At 73.2% G+C, this 14,021-nt stretch carries 15 protein-coding genes; 14 read left to right on the top strand and 1 reads right to left on the bottom strand.

Annotated elements, in window-relative coordinates:
* The first annotated feature begins 1 nt into the window (after position 1).
* The 3 genes from ACRQ4B_RS12165 (at position 2) to ACRQ4B_RS12155 (ending at position 4,401) form a co-directional block, all read left to right on the top strand.
* A complete protein-coding gene (locus ACRQ4B_RS12165) occupies positions 2–1,984 on the top strand; it encodes a primosomal protein N' (protein WP_439691688.1) in 1,983 nt (660 codons plus the stop codon).
* A 174-nt stretch (positions 1,985–2,158) separates the two neighbouring features.
* Positions 2,159–3,214 (top strand): L-threonine 3-dehydrogenase, encoded by a 1,056-nt coding sequence (gene tdh, locus ACRQ4B_RS12160; RefSeq protein WP_439694389.1) that lies wholly within the window; start codon positions 2,159–2,161, stop codon positions 3,212–3,214.
* Positions 3,214–4,401 carry a glycine C-acetyltransferase gene (locus tag ACRQ4B_RS12155; protein ID WP_439691687.1) on the top strand — a complete coding sequence of 396 codons (1,188 nt, stop codon included), beginning with the start codon at positions 3,214–3,216 and terminating at the stop codon, positions 4,399–4,401. Before tdh ends, ACRQ4B_RS12155 begins: the two co-directional genes overlap by 1 nt.
* Here the strand turns inward: ACRQ4B_RS12155 and ACRQ4B_RS12150 are convergent.
* Complete coding sequence (locus ACRQ4B_RS12150; protein ID WP_439691686.1) at positions 4,388–4,846, bottom strand: DUF4383 domain-containing protein; 459 nt, start codon at positions 4,844–4,846, stop codon at positions 4,388–4,390. The two genes, ACRQ4B_RS12155 and ACRQ4B_RS12150, sit on opposite strands and share 14 nt — an antisense overlap.
* Before the next feature lie 87 nt (positions 4,847–4,933).
* On the opposite strand from ACRQ4B_RS12150, the gene fmt reads away from it, so the two are divergent.
* From fmt to trpC, 11 genes are all read left to right on the top strand, one after another.
* Positions 4,934–5,869 carry a methionyl-tRNA formyltransferase gene (gene fmt, locus ACRQ4B_RS12145; protein WP_439691685.1) on the top strand — a complete coding sequence of 312 codons (936 nt, stop codon included), beginning with the start codon at positions 4,934–4,936 and terminating at the stop codon, positions 5,867–5,869.
* Positions 5,866–7,407 (top strand): RsmB/NOP family class I SAM-dependent RNA methyltransferase, encoded by a 1,542-nt coding sequence (locus ACRQ4B_RS12140; RefSeq protein WP_439691684.1) that lies wholly within the window; start codon positions 5,866–5,868, stop codon positions 7,405–7,407. Before fmt ends, ACRQ4B_RS12140 begins: the two co-directional genes overlap by 4 nt.
* 192 nt (positions 7,408–7,599) lie before the next feature.
* Positions 7,600–8,259, top strand: coding sequence for a ribulose-phosphate 3-epimerase (gene rpe, locus ACRQ4B_RS12135; protein ID WP_439691683.1), 660 nt, complete (start codon positions 7,600–7,602; stop codon positions 8,257–8,259).
* A 56-nt stretch (positions 8,260–8,315) separates the two neighbouring features.
* Entirely contained in the window at positions 8,316–8,579 is a 264-nt protein-coding gene (locus ACRQ4B_RS12130) for a phosphoribosyl-ATP diphosphatase (RefSeq protein ID WP_079238914.1), read from the top strand.
* 63 nt (positions 8,580–8,642) lie between these two features.
* Positions 8,643–9,482, top strand: a complete 840-nt coding sequence (gene hisG, locus ACRQ4B_RS12125; protein WP_439691682.1) for an ATP phosphoribosyltransferase — start codon at positions 8,643–8,645, stop codon at positions 9,480–9,482.
* Complete coding sequence (gene hisF, locus ACRQ4B_RS12120; RefSeq protein WP_439691681.1) at positions 9,479–10,243, top strand: imidazole glycerol phosphate synthase subunit HisF; 765 nt, start codon at positions 9,479–9,481, stop codon at positions 10,241–10,243. Before hisG ends, hisF begins: the two co-directional genes overlap by 4 nt.
* A gap of 7 nt (positions 10,244–10,250) precedes the next feature.
* A complete protein-coding gene (hisI, locus tag ACRQ4B_RS12115) occupies positions 10,251–10,673 on the top strand; it encodes a phosphoribosyl-AMP cyclohydrolase (RefSeq protein WP_439691680.1) in 423 nt (140 codons plus the stop codon).
* Positions 10,670–12,214 (top strand): anthranilate synthase component I, encoded by a 1,545-nt coding sequence (locus ACRQ4B_RS12110; protein ID WP_439691679.1) that lies wholly within the window; start codon positions 10,670–10,672, stop codon positions 12,212–12,214. Before hisI ends, ACRQ4B_RS12110 begins: the two co-directional genes overlap by 4 nt.
* Positions 12,211–12,969 carry a Trp biosynthesis-associated membrane protein gene (locus ACRQ4B_RS12105; protein ID WP_439691678.1) on the top strand — a complete coding sequence of 253 codons (759 nt, stop codon included), beginning with the start codon at positions 12,211–12,213 and terminating at the stop codon, positions 12,967–12,969. The genes ACRQ4B_RS12110 and ACRQ4B_RS12105 overlap by 4 nt, the downstream gene beginning before the upstream one ends.
* Positions 12,966–13,205, top strand: a complete 240-nt coding sequence (locus tag ACRQ4B_RS12100) for a DUF6704 family protein (RefSeq protein ID WP_439691677.1) — start codon at positions 12,966–12,968, stop codon at positions 13,203–13,205. The genes ACRQ4B_RS12105 and ACRQ4B_RS12100 overlap by 4 nt, the downstream gene beginning before the upstream one ends.
* A 16-nt stretch (positions 13,206–13,221) precedes the next feature.
* Positions 13,222–14,007 (top strand): indole-3-glycerol phosphate synthase TrpC, encoded by a 786-nt coding sequence (gene trpC, locus ACRQ4B_RS12095; protein WP_439694388.1) that lies wholly within the window; start codon positions 13,222–13,224, stop codon positions 14,005–14,007.
* Positions 14,008–14,021: the final 14 nt, after the last annotated feature.

The following is a 14,021-nucleotide window of genomic DNA, read 5'->3' as shown; positions in this document are numbered from 1 at the left end:
CGTGACCACCGTCGCGCGCGTCGTCCTCGACTCGCCCCTCCCGCAGTTGGACCGTCTGTTCGACTACCGGGTGCCGGACGGGCTCGAGGACGACTGCGTGCCGGGGGTCCGGGTGAAGGTGCCGCTCCGGACCGGTGCGCGGATGTCCGACGCGTACGTCGTCGAGATCGTCACGGAGGGCGAGTACCCCGGCGAGCTGAGCTCGATCGAGTCCGTCCTGTCGCCGGTGCCGGTCCTCGCACCGGAGATCTGGACGCTCGCGCGTGCCGTCGCCGACCGTGCCGCTGGTGTTGCGTCCGACGTGCTCCGGCTCGCCGTCCCGACCCGCCAGGTTCGCGCCGAGAAGGCGTGGCTGGCGCGGGACACGTCGTGGTCGCCACCGGCGGTCGAGCCGCCGCCCGTCACCGGCTACGCCGACGGCGTCCTGGAGGCGCTGCTCGCCGACCACGGGCGCGCTGCGGTCGCCGCCGTCCCCCACCCGGTCGCCCTCGGCGACGTGGACGAGCCCGTCTGGGTGCCGGGCTGGGCGGCCACGCTCGCCCAGGCGGCCGCGCACACCGTCGCCGCCGAGCAGTCGGCCGTCATCGCCGTCCCCGACTTCCGTGACGTCACCGACCTCGAGCGGGCCCTCCTCGCGGTGCTGCCGGCCGAACGGGTCGTCCGGTTCGACGCCAAGCAGACGAACGGGCAGCGCGCGAAGGCCCTGCTGCAGGCACGCACCCACGCGGTGGTCGCGATCGGGAACCGCACGGCGGTGTACGCGCCGGCGACCGAGCTCGGCCTCGTCGCGATGTGGGACGACGGCGACGCCTCGTTCACCGAGCCCCGCGCGCCCTACGTGCACACCCGTGACGTCGCACTGGTCCGCGCCGCGCAGTCCGGAGCCGCATTGCTCTTCGTCTCGCACGCGCGGAGCACCGACGTGCAGCGGCTGGTGGAGCTGCACTGGCTGCAGGACGTCACGCCGTACCGGGTGCGGACGCCGAAGGTCATCCCGACCGTGCAGCAGACCGGCGCCGAGGGGTACGCGGCGCAGGCCCGGATCCCGAGTTCCGCGTGGCGTGCCGCACGCGAGGCCAGCCAGCACGGTGCCGTCCTCGTGCAGGTCGCGAGCCCCGGGTTCGGTACCGGCCTGGTGTGCGCGGAGTGCGGCGAGCGGGCGCACTGCCGGATCTGCGGTGGCCCGCTCGGCAGCCCGCACCGGGGCGCGACGCCGCAGTGCCGGTTCTGCGGCGCCCTCGCGGTCGGGTTCCGCTGCCCGACGTGCGGCAACGGCACCGTGAAGCCCGTCGGGCAGGGAGCGCAACGGACCGCCGACGAACTCGGACGCGCCTTCCCCGGCACCCGGATCGTGGTCGCCGACGGCTCACGACCGCTCGACGAGGTCCCCGCGCGTCCGTCGGTCGTCGTCGCGACGCGCGGCGCGGAGCCCTCGGTGCCGGGCGGCTACGCGTGCGTGCTCCTGCTCGACGGCGAACGCATGCTCGCCCGGGAGGGCCTCCGCGTGCAGGAGGACGTCCTGCGGTTCTGGACGAACGCCGCCGCGAAGGGGGCACCGGGTGCCGAGGCGTACCTCGTCGGCATCGGTGGGAAGCTCGCGACCGCGATGGCGCTCTGGCGGCTCGACGGACCGGCGCACGACGAACTCACCGACCGGCGGGAGCTGCACTTCCCGCCGGCGGTCCGGGTGGCGACGTTGACCGGCACGGACGAGGCAGTCACGGCGGCGGTGGAGGCGCTCGACGGCCTCACGGTCGGTCCCGTGCTCGGACCGGTGCCGGTGGAGGACGACGCCCTCCCGGGGACGGTGCGTGCGATCGTGCGCTTCCCGTACGCGCACGGCGCCGAGGTCGCCGCGACCCTGAAGGCCGAGGTGATCCGACGGTCCTCGACACGTCGGGTGCTGCCCGGTGGGAACCGCCGGCGGGCCGCGCCGGCGCTCCGGGTGCGCCTCGACGACGCGGAGCCGTTCAGCGAGGTCTGACCGGGCCCGAACGGGGACCGCAGCCGACGCACCGGAGCCGCGCCGCGCCTCCAGGCCGCGCCGTGCACACGACATGCACGGCCGCAGCGCACGACGTGTGCCAGGCTGGACGACGGCGGTCACGAGCCGCCATGGACACACATCACGCACGACGAGGTGACGCGGATGACGCCGATGCAGGCGCTGTACAAGCCGGACGCTGCTCCGGGACTGATCATGACCGAACGACCGGTGCCGGTCCCGACCGAGGACGAGGTCCTCATCCGGGTGCACCGCACCGGGATCTGCGGTACCGACCTGCACATCCGGCGCTGGGACGACTGGGCGGCCTCCGCGGTGACGGCCCCGCTCGTCCCAGGCCACGAGTTCTTCGGCGAGGTCGTCGAGGTCGGTTCCGCCGTCCGCGACGTCGCCGTGGGGGACCGGGTCTCCGGCGAGGGGCACATCGTGTGCGGCACCTGCCGGAACTGCCGAGCCGGCCGACGCCAGATGTGCATCCGGACGAAGGGCCTCGGCGTGCAGCGCGACGGCGCCTTCGCCGAGTACCTCACGTTGCCCGGCGCGAACGTCTGGGTGCACCACACCGACGTCGACCCCGACGTCGGTGCACTGTTCGACCCGCTCGGCAACGCGGTCCACACGGCGCTCGCGTTCCCCGTCGTGGGCGAGGACGTGCTCGTCACCGGGTGCGGCCCGATCGGGCTGATGGCGATCGCCGTCGCCCGGCACGCGGGCGCCCGGTTCGTCGTCGGCACCGACGTCAGCCCGAACCGACTCACCATGGCGACTGCGATGGGTGCCGACCTCGGGGTGGACGTCAGCGGCGGCGACGGGGTGGCGGCACTCCGCAGCGCCCAGGACCGGCTCGGCATGCGGGAGGGCTTCGACATCGGCTTCGAGATGTCCGGCGCGCCCAGCGCCCTGCCGTCGATGGTCGACACGATGAACCACGGCGGCCGGATCGCGATGCTCGGGCTGCCGACCGGGGAGATCGGGGTCGACTGGGGCAAGGTCGTCACGCACATGCTGACCGTGAAGGGCATCTACGGACGCGAGATGTTCGAGACCTGGCAGACCATGAGCTCGATGCTGCAGACCAGTGCGGTTCTGCGGGACCGCATCGGATCGATCGTCTCGGCGCGGTTCGCGGCAGGGGACTGGGAAGACGCGTTCGCCGCGGCGGCGAGTGCGGACGGCGGCAAGGTCGTCATCGACTGGACGGAGATCTGATGTACGGCGCGATCAAGGACCACCTCACGGCGGAGCTCGCCGGCATCGAGGACGCCGGGCTGACGAAGCGGGAACGCGGCATCGCCGGCCCGCAGCGCGCCGCGATCGAGGCCGACGGCGTCGACCTGCTGAACTTCTGCGCCAACAACTACCTCGGCCTCGCCGACTCCACCGACCTGGTCGACGCGGCGAAGGACGCCCTCGACCGCTGGGGCTACGGCATGGCGAGCGTGCGGTTCATCTGCGGCACGCAGGACCTCCACCTCGACCTGGAGCGCCGGGTCTCCGCGTTCCTCGGCACCGAGGCGACGATCCTCTACTCGTCCTGCTTCGACGCGAACGGCGGCCTGTTCGAGGTCCTCCTCGGCGCCGAGGACGCGATCATCTCCGACGAGTTGAACCACGCCTCGATCATCGACGGGGTCCGCCTGTCGAAGGCGCAGCGGTACCGGTACCGGAACCGCGACGTGGCCGACCTCGAGGCGCAGCTGATCGCCGCACAGGGCGCACGCTTCCGCGCGGTGGTCACCGACGGCGTGTTCTCGATGGACGGGTCGATCGCGCCGCTCGCCGAGATCTGCGACCTCGCCGACCGGTACGACGCGCTCGTCATCGTCGACGACTCGCACGCCGTCGGGTTCATCGGCGAGCACGGTCGGGGCACCCCGGAGCTGTGCGGCGTCGCGGACCGGGTCGACGTGTACACGGGCACGTTCGGCAAGGCGCTCGGCGGGGCGTCGGGCGGGTACGTGGCGGCGCGGCAGGAGATCGTCGACCTGCTGCGGCAGCGCTCGCGTCCCTACCTGTTCTCGAACTCGCTCGCGCCGGTGATCGCCGCGGGCACCGTGGCCGCCCTCGACCTCATCGAGCGCTCGGACGACGCCCGTGCCCGGTTGCGGTCGAACGCTGCGCTGTTCCGGTCGCTCATGACCGACGCCGGCTTCGAGCTGCTGCCCGGCGAGCACCCGATCGTCCCCGTGATGTTCCACGACGCCGCACTGACCGCCCGGATCGCGGACGAGATGCAGACGCGCGGGATCTACGTCACCGCGTTCAGCTACCCGGTCGTCCCGAAGGGCAGGGCGCGGATCCGCGTGCAGCTGTCGGCGGCGCACTCCGAGGAGCAGGTCCGGCGGTGCGTGACGGCCTTCACCGAAGCACGGGACGCCTCGGTCACGCAGCGCTGACGGGGCGGGGGCGCTCGCGCGGGAAGACCACGCCGAGCGCCACCATCCCGATCGCCAGCACCAGGTGCAGCCAGTTGTCCGCCCAGTTCAGCGGCACGAAGTTCGCGCCGAAGGAGTGTCCGGCGGTGAAGAGGCCGTACACCCAGAGCACGAAGTAGACCACCCCGCCGAGCACGAGGTACATCCGGGACCCGGTGGGGTACCGCGCCGCCACCAGGCCGACGACGCCGAACAGCAGGTGCACGACGTTGTGCAGCACGGACACCTGGAACAGGCCGAGCAGCATCGCCATCGAGCCGTGCCCGGCGCCGGCGAGGTCACCCGTGGTCAGCCCGGGGACGAACCCGGCGATGCCGACGAGCAGGAACACGACCCCGACGAGGAGCGCGAGCTTCTGGATGCTCGAGCCCGCGTAGCGGTCGGTGGCGGTGGTGACGTCGGACATGGTGGGACCCCTTCGTTCGGCTGCGGGCGACGGTACCCATGTCCGCCCCGGTCGTCCGGCTGCTGCGTACATGGGAGGATCGAACCCATGCGTCTCGTCGTCGCCGGCAGCCCCGCTGCGGCCGTCCCCACCCTCCGCCGCCTCGCGGCGTCCGAGCACGAGATCGCCGCGGTGCTCACCCGTCCGGCGACCCCGCAGGGCCGGAAGCGCGTGCTCACCCCGACGCCCGTCGCCCAGGTCGCCGAGGAGCTCGGCCTCCCGGTGATCGAGGCGTCCCGGGTCGACGACGACGTCACCGCCCGCATCGCGGACCTCCGGGTCGACCTCGGCGTCATCGTCGCGTACGGCGCGTTGCTCCGTCGCGCCGCGCTCGACGCTCCGCGGCTCGGCTGGGTCAACCTGCACTTCTCGGACCTGCCGCAGTACCGCGGCGCGGCACCGGTCCAGCGCGCGGTGATGGCCGGCGACACCCGGACCGCCGCGACGGTGTTCCAGCTCGTCGAGGCGCTCGACGCCGGCCCGGTGTACGCGAGCGACCCGTTCGACATCGACCCGGAGGCCGCCTCGGGCGAGGTCCTCGCCGCGATGGCCGAGACCGGCGCCGAGACGGTCGCCCGAGTCGTCGACGGTCTCGCGGCCGGCACGGCCGTCGCCAGCGAGCAGGTCGGCGAACCGACCCTCGCCCCGAAGCTCACCATCGACGACGGCCGGATCGACTTCGCCGCGCCGGCCGCCGTCGTGCACGCCCACCTGCGCGGGGTCACCCCCGAGCCCGGCGCGTACGCCCACCTCGGCGAGACGCGCGTGAAGCTGCTCCGCAGCGCCAGACTGCCGGGAGGCACGACAGACCCCGTCCCGTCGCTCGCCCCCGGCGCGCTCACGGTCCAGGGCCGCCGGCTGCTCGTCGGGACCGCCGACGCACCGCTCGTGCTCACCGAGGTGCAGCCCGCCGGCAAGAAGCCGATGGACGCCGCCGCGTGGGCACGTGGCCTCGGCGAGCTGGACGGGAAGGTCCTGGCGTGAGCGGCGCGGGCACCGGGCAGCGCCGGAACCACGGCCCCCGGCAGACGAGCGCACGTCGGGTCGCCTTCGACGTGCTCCGTGCCGTCCAGGTCGACGACGCCTACGCGAACCTCCTGCTGCCGACGCGCATCCGTCGCGCCGGACTCTCGGCGCGGGACGCCGCGTTCGCCACCGAGCTGACGTACGGCTCCATCCGGATGCTCGGCCGCTACGACGCGATCGTGGCGCTCGCCTCCGGTCGCCGGATCGACGACATCGAGTCCGACGTGCTCGACGTCATGCGCCTCGGCGCCCACCAGCTGCTCGGCATGCGCACCCCGACGCACGCCGCCGTGTCGGCCACGGTCGAGCTCGCCCGCGAGGTCGGCGCCCACCGCGCCACCGGCTTCGTCAACGCCGTGCTGCGCAAGGTCGGGGCCCGCACCGACGACGAGTGGGACGCCCTCATCACCGAGGGCCGCGGGGGCGACGCCCTGCTCGCCGCCCGGTGGTCGCACCCGGTGTGGGTCGTCTCCGCGCTCCGTGACGCCCTCGCCGCCGAACGCTCGCGCGACGAGCTCGCGGCCCTGCTCGCCGCCGACAACGTCGCACCGCGCGTGCAACTCGCCGCGTTGCCCGGTCTCGCCACCGGAGCGGACGTGGCGGCCGCGGAACGCCATGCCGCCGCACGGGCCGACGTGACCGACGACGAGGACGCACCCGTCGGGGACACCGAGCCGGCCGACCCGGCGGCGGAGGTCGACGTCGACACGGAGGCCGCGCCTCCCGGCCCCGACGGCGACCACGAGCCGGACCTGCCGGTCTCGCCGGTCGGCATCCGCGGGATCAGCGGCGACCCGGCCCGCGTGCCGGGCGTCACCGCCGGGCGCCTCCGCGTGCAGGACGAGGGCTCGCAGCTCGCCGCCTTGGCGCTCAGCCGGTCGTCCGAGGTGCGTCCGGGGGAGCGCTGGCTCGACATGTGCGCCGGACCCGGTGGCAAGGCCGCGCTCCTCGCGGCGGAAGCCGCACGCACCGGCGCGTCCCTGGTGGCGAACGAGCTGGTGCCGGCGCGGGCCGGTCTGGTGCGGAAGGCCCTCGCGGGCTTCGACGACACCGTGACCGTCGTGCAGGGCGACGGCCGGCGCTACGGCCACGACGGCGCGGGCACCACGTTCGACCGCATCCTCCTCGACGCCCCCTGCACCGGGCTCGGCGCGCTCCGGCGCCGCCCGGAGGCCCGCTGGCGGAAGCAGCCCGCGGACGTCCCGGAGCTCGCCGCGCTGCAGGCCGAACTGCTCGACGCCGCGGTGCGGGTGCTCGCGCCCGGTGGGACCCTGGCGTACGTCACGTGTTCACCGCACCTGGCGGAGACGCGCGGGCAGGTCGACGCGCTGATGGCACGGCACGGGGGAGTGCTCGAACAGCTCGACACCGCCGGGGTGGTGCGCGCCGTCGCCGCGCGGGACCCGCAGGTCGCGGACGGCAAGACCGTGCAGCTCTGGCCGCACCGGATCGGCACCGACGCGATGTTCATCGCGCTGTTCCGCCGCACCGCGTGACGCGGTGCCCGGGTCACGTGCCCTGATGCCGAGTCTCGGGCTGAGCGACAGTTCTCGCGCCGAGGGGCCCGAGGACGGTCGCCGGCGCCGAGTCTCGGGCACCCTGGCCCGAGTCTCGGGCACCCTGGCCCGAGTCTCGGGCACCCTGGCCCGGGTCTCGGGGCACCACGGACGCGCCGATAGGCTTGCCCGGTGACGATCCGCATCTCGCCGAGCATCCTGTCTGCCGACTTCGCGAACCTCGAGCGCGAGCTCCACCGCATCGAGACCGCCGACCTGGTGCACGTCGACGTGATGGACAACCACTTCGTGCCGAACCTCACGCTGGGCCTGCCGATCGTGCAACGCCTGCAGGAGGTCTCCCCGGTGCCGCTCGACGTCCACCTGATGATCACGAACGCGGACACCGAGGCGCCGAAGTACGCCGAGACGGGCGCATCGAGCGTGACGTTCCACTTCGAGGCTGCGGACGACCCGGTGGCGACCGCTGCGGCGATCCGGTCGAACGGAGCCCGCGCGGCCGTCGCCGTGAAGCCCGGCACCCCGATCACGCAGGTCCTGCACCACCTCGACGCCTACGACATGATCCTGCTCATGACGGTGGAGCCGGGCTTCGGCGGCCAGTCGTTCATGCCGTCGGTGATGCCCAAGCTCGCCGACGCGCGGGCGGCCGTCGACGCCTCCGGACTCGACGTGTGGCTCGAGGTCGACGGCGGCATCGCGGTCGACACCGTGCCCGAAGCGGTGCGCAGCGGTGCCGACACGCTCGTGGCGGGGTCGGCCGTGTACGGCGGCGAGCCGGCCGAGCGCATCGCCGACCTCCGTGCCGCGGCAGCGCAGGCGCGTTCGTGAGCACCCGTCCGGACGGTACGGCGGACTCGACGGCCGAGGACGGTAGCCTGGTCGGCGTGAAGACGTTCGACGACCTGTTCCAGGAGCTCACCGAGAAGGCGCGCACGCGCCCCGAGGGCTCCGGCACCGTCGCCGAACTGGACGCCGGCGTGCACCAGATCGGCAAGAAGATCGTGGAAGAGGCAGCCGAGGTCTGGATGGCGGCCGAGTACGAGGGCGACGAGCGCACCTCGGAGGAGATCTCGCAGCTCGTGTACCACCTGCAGGTGCTCATGATCGCGAAGGGCCTCACCCCGGCGGACGTCTGGCGACATCTGTAGGAAGGCGCGTCCTGCGCCGGCCCAGACCGTCCCGGACCACTCCCACAGAAAGCAGACCACCTGATGCTCCGCATCGCCGTGCCCAACAAGGGCTCCCTCTCCGAGACCGCTTCCGAGATGCTGCGGGAGGCCGGGTACGCCGGTCGCCGCGACCCGAAGGCCCTCCACCTGCTCGACGAGCGCAACGGGGTGGAGTTCTTCTTCCTCCGTCCGCGTGACATCGCCACCTACGTCGGCTCGGGCGCGCTCGACGTCGGCATCACCGGCCGCGACCTGCTGCTCGACTCCGGGTCCGCCGCGCACGAGGTCGACGCGCTCGGGTTCGCCGACTCGACGTTCCGGTTCGCCGGGACCCCCGGACGGTTCAGCACCCTGCAGGACCTCGACGGCGTGCGGGTGGCGACGAGCTACCCGGGCCTCGTCGGGGACTTCCTGGCGAAGCACGGGGTCACCGCGACCCTCGTGAAGCTCGACGGCGCGGTCGAGAGCGCCGTGCGCCTCGGTGTCGCCGACGCCGTCGCCGACGTGGTGTCCACCGGCAGCACGCTCCGCCAGGCCGGCCTGGAGATCTTCGGCCCGGTCATCCTCGAGTCGACCGCGCTCCTGGTCTCGACCGACGAGACGATCCCGGGCATCGACGTGCTCCGTCGTCGGCTGCAGGGCGTGCTCGTCGCCCGCGGCTACGTGATGCTCGACTACGACATCCCGACCGCGCTCCTCGAGCAGGCCACCGCCGTGGCGTCCGGCATCGAGTCGCCGACCGTCTCGCCGCTGCACGGTCGCGACTGGTCGGCGGTGCGCGTGATGATCCCGCGCGAGGACGCGAACCTCATCATGGACGCGCTGTACGACCTCGGCGCCCGCGCCATCCTCGTCAGCCCGATCCACGCAGCACGGCTGTGAGCGGGGTCTCCGTCCGGGTCATCCCCTGCCTGGACGTCCAGGGCGGCCGGGTCGTCAAGGGTGTGAACTTCCTCGACCTGCAGGACGCCGGTGACCCGGTGGAGCTCGCGGCCCGCTACTACGAGCAGGGTGCGGACGAGCTGACCTTCCTCGACGTCGGCGCGACGGTCGAGAACCGCGCGACGATGTACGACACCGTGACCCGCACGGCGGAGCAGGTCTTCATCCCGCTCACGGTCGGCGGTGGCGTGCGCAGCGTCGACGACGTGTCGCGGCTGCAGCAGTGCGGCGCGGACAAGATCGGTGTGAACAGTGCGGCGATCGCCCGGCCGGAACTCGTCGGCGAGATCGCGGACCGGTTCGGCGCGCAGGCCGTCGTGCTCTCCCTCGACGTCAAGCGGTCCGAGCGGATGCCGTCCGGGTTCGTCGTCACGACGCACGGCGGTCGGACCGAGTCCGACCTCGACGCGATCGCCTGGGCCCGCGAGGCCGTCGAACGCGGCGCGGGGGAGCTGCTCGTCAACTCCATCGACGCCGACGGCACGAAGAACGGGTTCGACCTCGAGCTCGTCGCCGCGGTCCGTGCGGTCTCCTCGGTGCCGGTCATCGCGTCGGGAGGCGCGGGTCGTCTCGAGCACTTCGCCCCGGCCGTCGAGTCGGGTGCGGACGCGGTCCTCGCGGCGAGCGTCTTCCACCGTGGCGAACTGACCATCGGTGACGTCAAGGCCGCGCTGCGCGCGTCCGGGCACGCCGTACGCTAGGAGTCTCATGACCGACAGCACCAGCACCAGCACGGACGCGGTCCTCGACCGCGCGCGGTTCGGTGCGGACGGGCTGCTCCCGGCCATCGTGCAGGAGGAATCGTCGAAGGACGTCCTCATGCTCGGCTACATGGACCGCGAAGCCCTCCGCCGCACCCTCACCGAGGGACGGGTTACCTTCTGGTCCCGCTCCCGCAACGAGTACTGGCGCAAGGGCGACACCTCGGGGCACGCGCAGTACGTGCGCGGTGCGGCGTTCGACTGCGATGCCGACACGCTCCTCGTGACCGTCGAGCAGGTCGGCGCCGCGTGCCACACGGGCGCGCACCGTTGCTTCGACGTCGACCCCCTCGAGCCGGTGACGGCGTCCGCGCCGACGGACGCGACCGCGTCCGCTCCGGTGACCGAGGCCGTGGAGGCGACCCGATGACCACGGCGACGCTCTCCGACCAGCCGCACACGACCTCCCGGCCGGAGTTCGACGCCCTGCTGGGCGACCACCGCGTCGTCCCGGTCGTGCGTGCGCTCTACGCGGACAGCGAGACGCCGGTGGGTGTCTACCGCAAGCTCGCGGACGGCCGTCCCGGCACCTTCCTGCTCGAGTCCGCCGGCCAGGGCGGCCTGTGGTCGCGCTGGTCCTTCGTCGGCGTGCGCAGCTTCGGCGTGCTCACGCAGGACGGCGACCGTGCTGCGTGGATCGACACCGGCATCCCGGCGTCCCGAGCCGTCGACTCGCTCGACGGCGAACCGCTCGAGGTCCTGGCCCGGCTGCACGAGCGGTGGGCGACCCCGCGCATCCCGGGCACCCCGCCGCTCGTCGGCGGCACCGTCGGGTTCATCGGGTGGGAGGCCGTGCGGCAGCTCGAGCACCTGCCCAACGTGCCCCCGGCCGACTTCGACGTGCCCGGTCAGGCGCTGGCGTTCGTCTCCGAGCTCGCAGCGCTCGACCACCGCACCGGTCTCGTCCTGCTCGTCGCGAGCGTGCTGAACGACGGCACCGACGACGTCGACACGCTCTGGTCCGACGCGCAGGCCCGCCTGGACCGGATGCAGGCCGACCTCGTCGCGCCGAGCATCGCGACCGTGGCCGAGGCGTTCGACATCGCCGAGCCCACCCCGACGCACCGGTCGACCCCGGCCGAGTACCAGGCGTCGGTCGTGCGGTCGAAGGACTTCATCCGCGACGGCGACGTCTTCCAGGTCGTCATCTCGCAGCGGTTCGACCACGAGGTCACGGCCGACCCGCTCGACGTCTACCGCGTGCTGCGGACGCTCAACCCGAGCCCGTACATGTACTTCCTGTCGCTCGCGGACACCGAGGACCAGCCGTTCTGGATCGTCGGCGCCTCGCCGGAGGCCCTCGTGAAGGTGCAGGCCGGCCGGGCGATCACGCACCCGATCGCCGGTTCCCGTCCGCGCGGCGCCACGCCGGAAGAGGACGTCCGGCTCGGCGAGGACCTGCTCGAGGACCCGAAGGAGCGCGCCGAGCACCTGATGCTCGTCGACCTCTCGCGCAACGACCTCCAGAAGGTCTGCGAGCCCGGGACCGTCGCGGTGACCGAGTTCATGACGGTCGAGCGGTTCAGCCACATCATGCACCTGGTGTCGAGTGTCGAGGGTGCGGTCCGCCCGGACGCCTCGGCGATCGACGTGTTCCGCGCGACGTTCCCGGCGGGCACGCTCTCGGGCGCACCGAAGCCGCGGGCGCTGGAGATCATCGACGAGCTCGAACCCGCGAGGCGCGGCGCCTACGCCGGTGTCGTCGGCTACTTCGACTTCGCCGGTGACGCCGACCTGGCGATCGCGATCCGCACGGCGCTCATCAAGGACGGCGTCGCACGGGTGCAGGCCGGCGCCGGCCTCGTCGCGGACTCCGACCCGGAGACCGAGCACGTCGAGGCCGTGAACAAGGCGGCAGCCCCGCTGCGCGCCGTCGCGACGGCGAACCGGATGCGCGAGGTCCGGTCGTGAACGCGCGCCGATCCCGACCGCTCGTCGTCGTCGCCGGGCTCGCCGTCGCCGGCATCATCATGCTGTCGTGGACGCAGACGTGGTTCACGGTGCACCTGCACGCCGGGGCGGCGGTCACCGCGAAGGTCGACGCCGACGGCGCGGCCGCGGTGCCGCAGTACACGGCCCTGGCGATCGCGAGCCTCGCGCTGTTCCTCGCGATGACGATCGCGGGCCGGGTGGTCCGGGTCGTCCTCGCATGTGTCGAGATCCTGCTCGGGCTCGGCGTGGTCGTGTCCGGCATCTCCGCCCTCACCGACCCGGTCGCGGCGTCGAAGGGCGCCGTCGGCGAGGTCGCCGGCGTGAGCGACCTGTCGGCGGTCCGTCGGGTGGTCGCCGACGTCGACGTCTCGGCCTGGCCGGCCGTCGGCATCGCGGGCGGCGTGCTCGCCGTGCTGCTCGGCGTGGTCGTGCTGTTCGTCCAGCGCGCGTGGCCCGGACCCAGCCGGAAGTACGGCGCGGCGACCGCCGGCGCAGCTGCGGAAGCGCGCGCCGCCGCCCCCGTGGAGCGGGATGCCGTCGTCGACTGGGACGACCTCAGCGCGGGTGTCGACCCGACCGCGGCCGACGCCGCCGAGGACGACGCGCACACCGGCCCGGGTGCCGGACACGACGTGGCGCACACCGGCCCGGGTGCCGGTGCATCCGGGGACGACCCGGTAGGATCGACGGGACGCCGGTCGAACGACGGCGCCGGAACAGAAGGAGCACCGTGAGCAACACTGAGCCCGCAGAACTCGGCGAAGGCCACTCGCCGGCAGCCTGGACCGCCGTCGTGATCATGTTGATCGGATTCGCGGCCGGCACGCTGTTCTTCTGGTTCGACATCCCCGCGGGCGTCTGGGCCTCCGCGGTCGTCGTGCTCGTCGGGCTCATCGTCGGCGCCGTGATGGCGAAGGCGGGCTACGGCGTGAACGGCCCCAAGTTCGTCCCCAAGCACCACTCCGAGTAGGTCCGGCATGCCGAACGTGCTCGAGACCCTCGTCGCGGGCGCGCTCGAGGACGCCGCGGCGCGTCGCGTCGACCGTCCGTACTCGGACGTCGAACGCGACCTCGACCGTGTCGCGTCCCCGCTCGACGCGCTCGAGTTCCTGGCGCCCGGTGACCGGGTGAAGATCCTCGCCGAGGTCAAGCGTGCGAGTCCGTCCCGCGGTTCGATGGCCCCGATCGAGGACCCGGCGTCCCTCGCGGCCGACTACGAGCGGGGCGGCGCGTCGACCATCAGCGTCCTGACCGAGGGCCGGAAGTTCCTCGGCAGCCTCGCCGACCTCGAGGCCGTCAAGGCACGGGTGGGCGTGCCGGTGCTGCGCAAGGACTTCATCGCCGACCCGTACCAGGTGGTCGAGGCGCGGGCAGCGGGCGCGGACGTCGTGCTCCTCATCGTCGCGGCGCTCGAGCAGCAGCAGCTGGTCGAGCTCCACACCCTGGCCGAGGAGCTCGGCATGCGGGTCCTGGTCGAGGCGCACTCCGCCGACGAGGTCTCCCGTGGCCTCGACGCCGGCGCGCGCATCCTCGGCGTGAACGCCCGCGACCTGACCGACTTCTCGCTCGACCGTGACCTCTTCGGCTCGCTCGCGGACCGCATCCCCGACGGGGTCGTCCGTGTCGCCGAGTCCGCCGTCGCCGGTCCCGCCGACGTCGCGCACTACCGTTCCGCGGGTGCCGACGTCGTCCTGGTGGGGGAGGCGCTCGTGACGGGCGACGACCCCGCCGCCACTCTCGCGTCGTTCATCGCAGCCGCCGACCGCGGCTGACGACGGCGCCCATC

It is taken from the genome of Curtobacterium sp. SP.BCo (assembly GCF_051903265.1).
In the GTDB taxonomy this organism is placed as follows: Bacteria; Actinomycetota; Actinomycetes; order Actinomycetales; family Microbacteriaceae; genus Curtobacterium.
The sequence above is the reverse complement of the archived record's forward strand: the minus strand, read 5'-3'. Positions and strand labels throughout refer to the sequence as shown.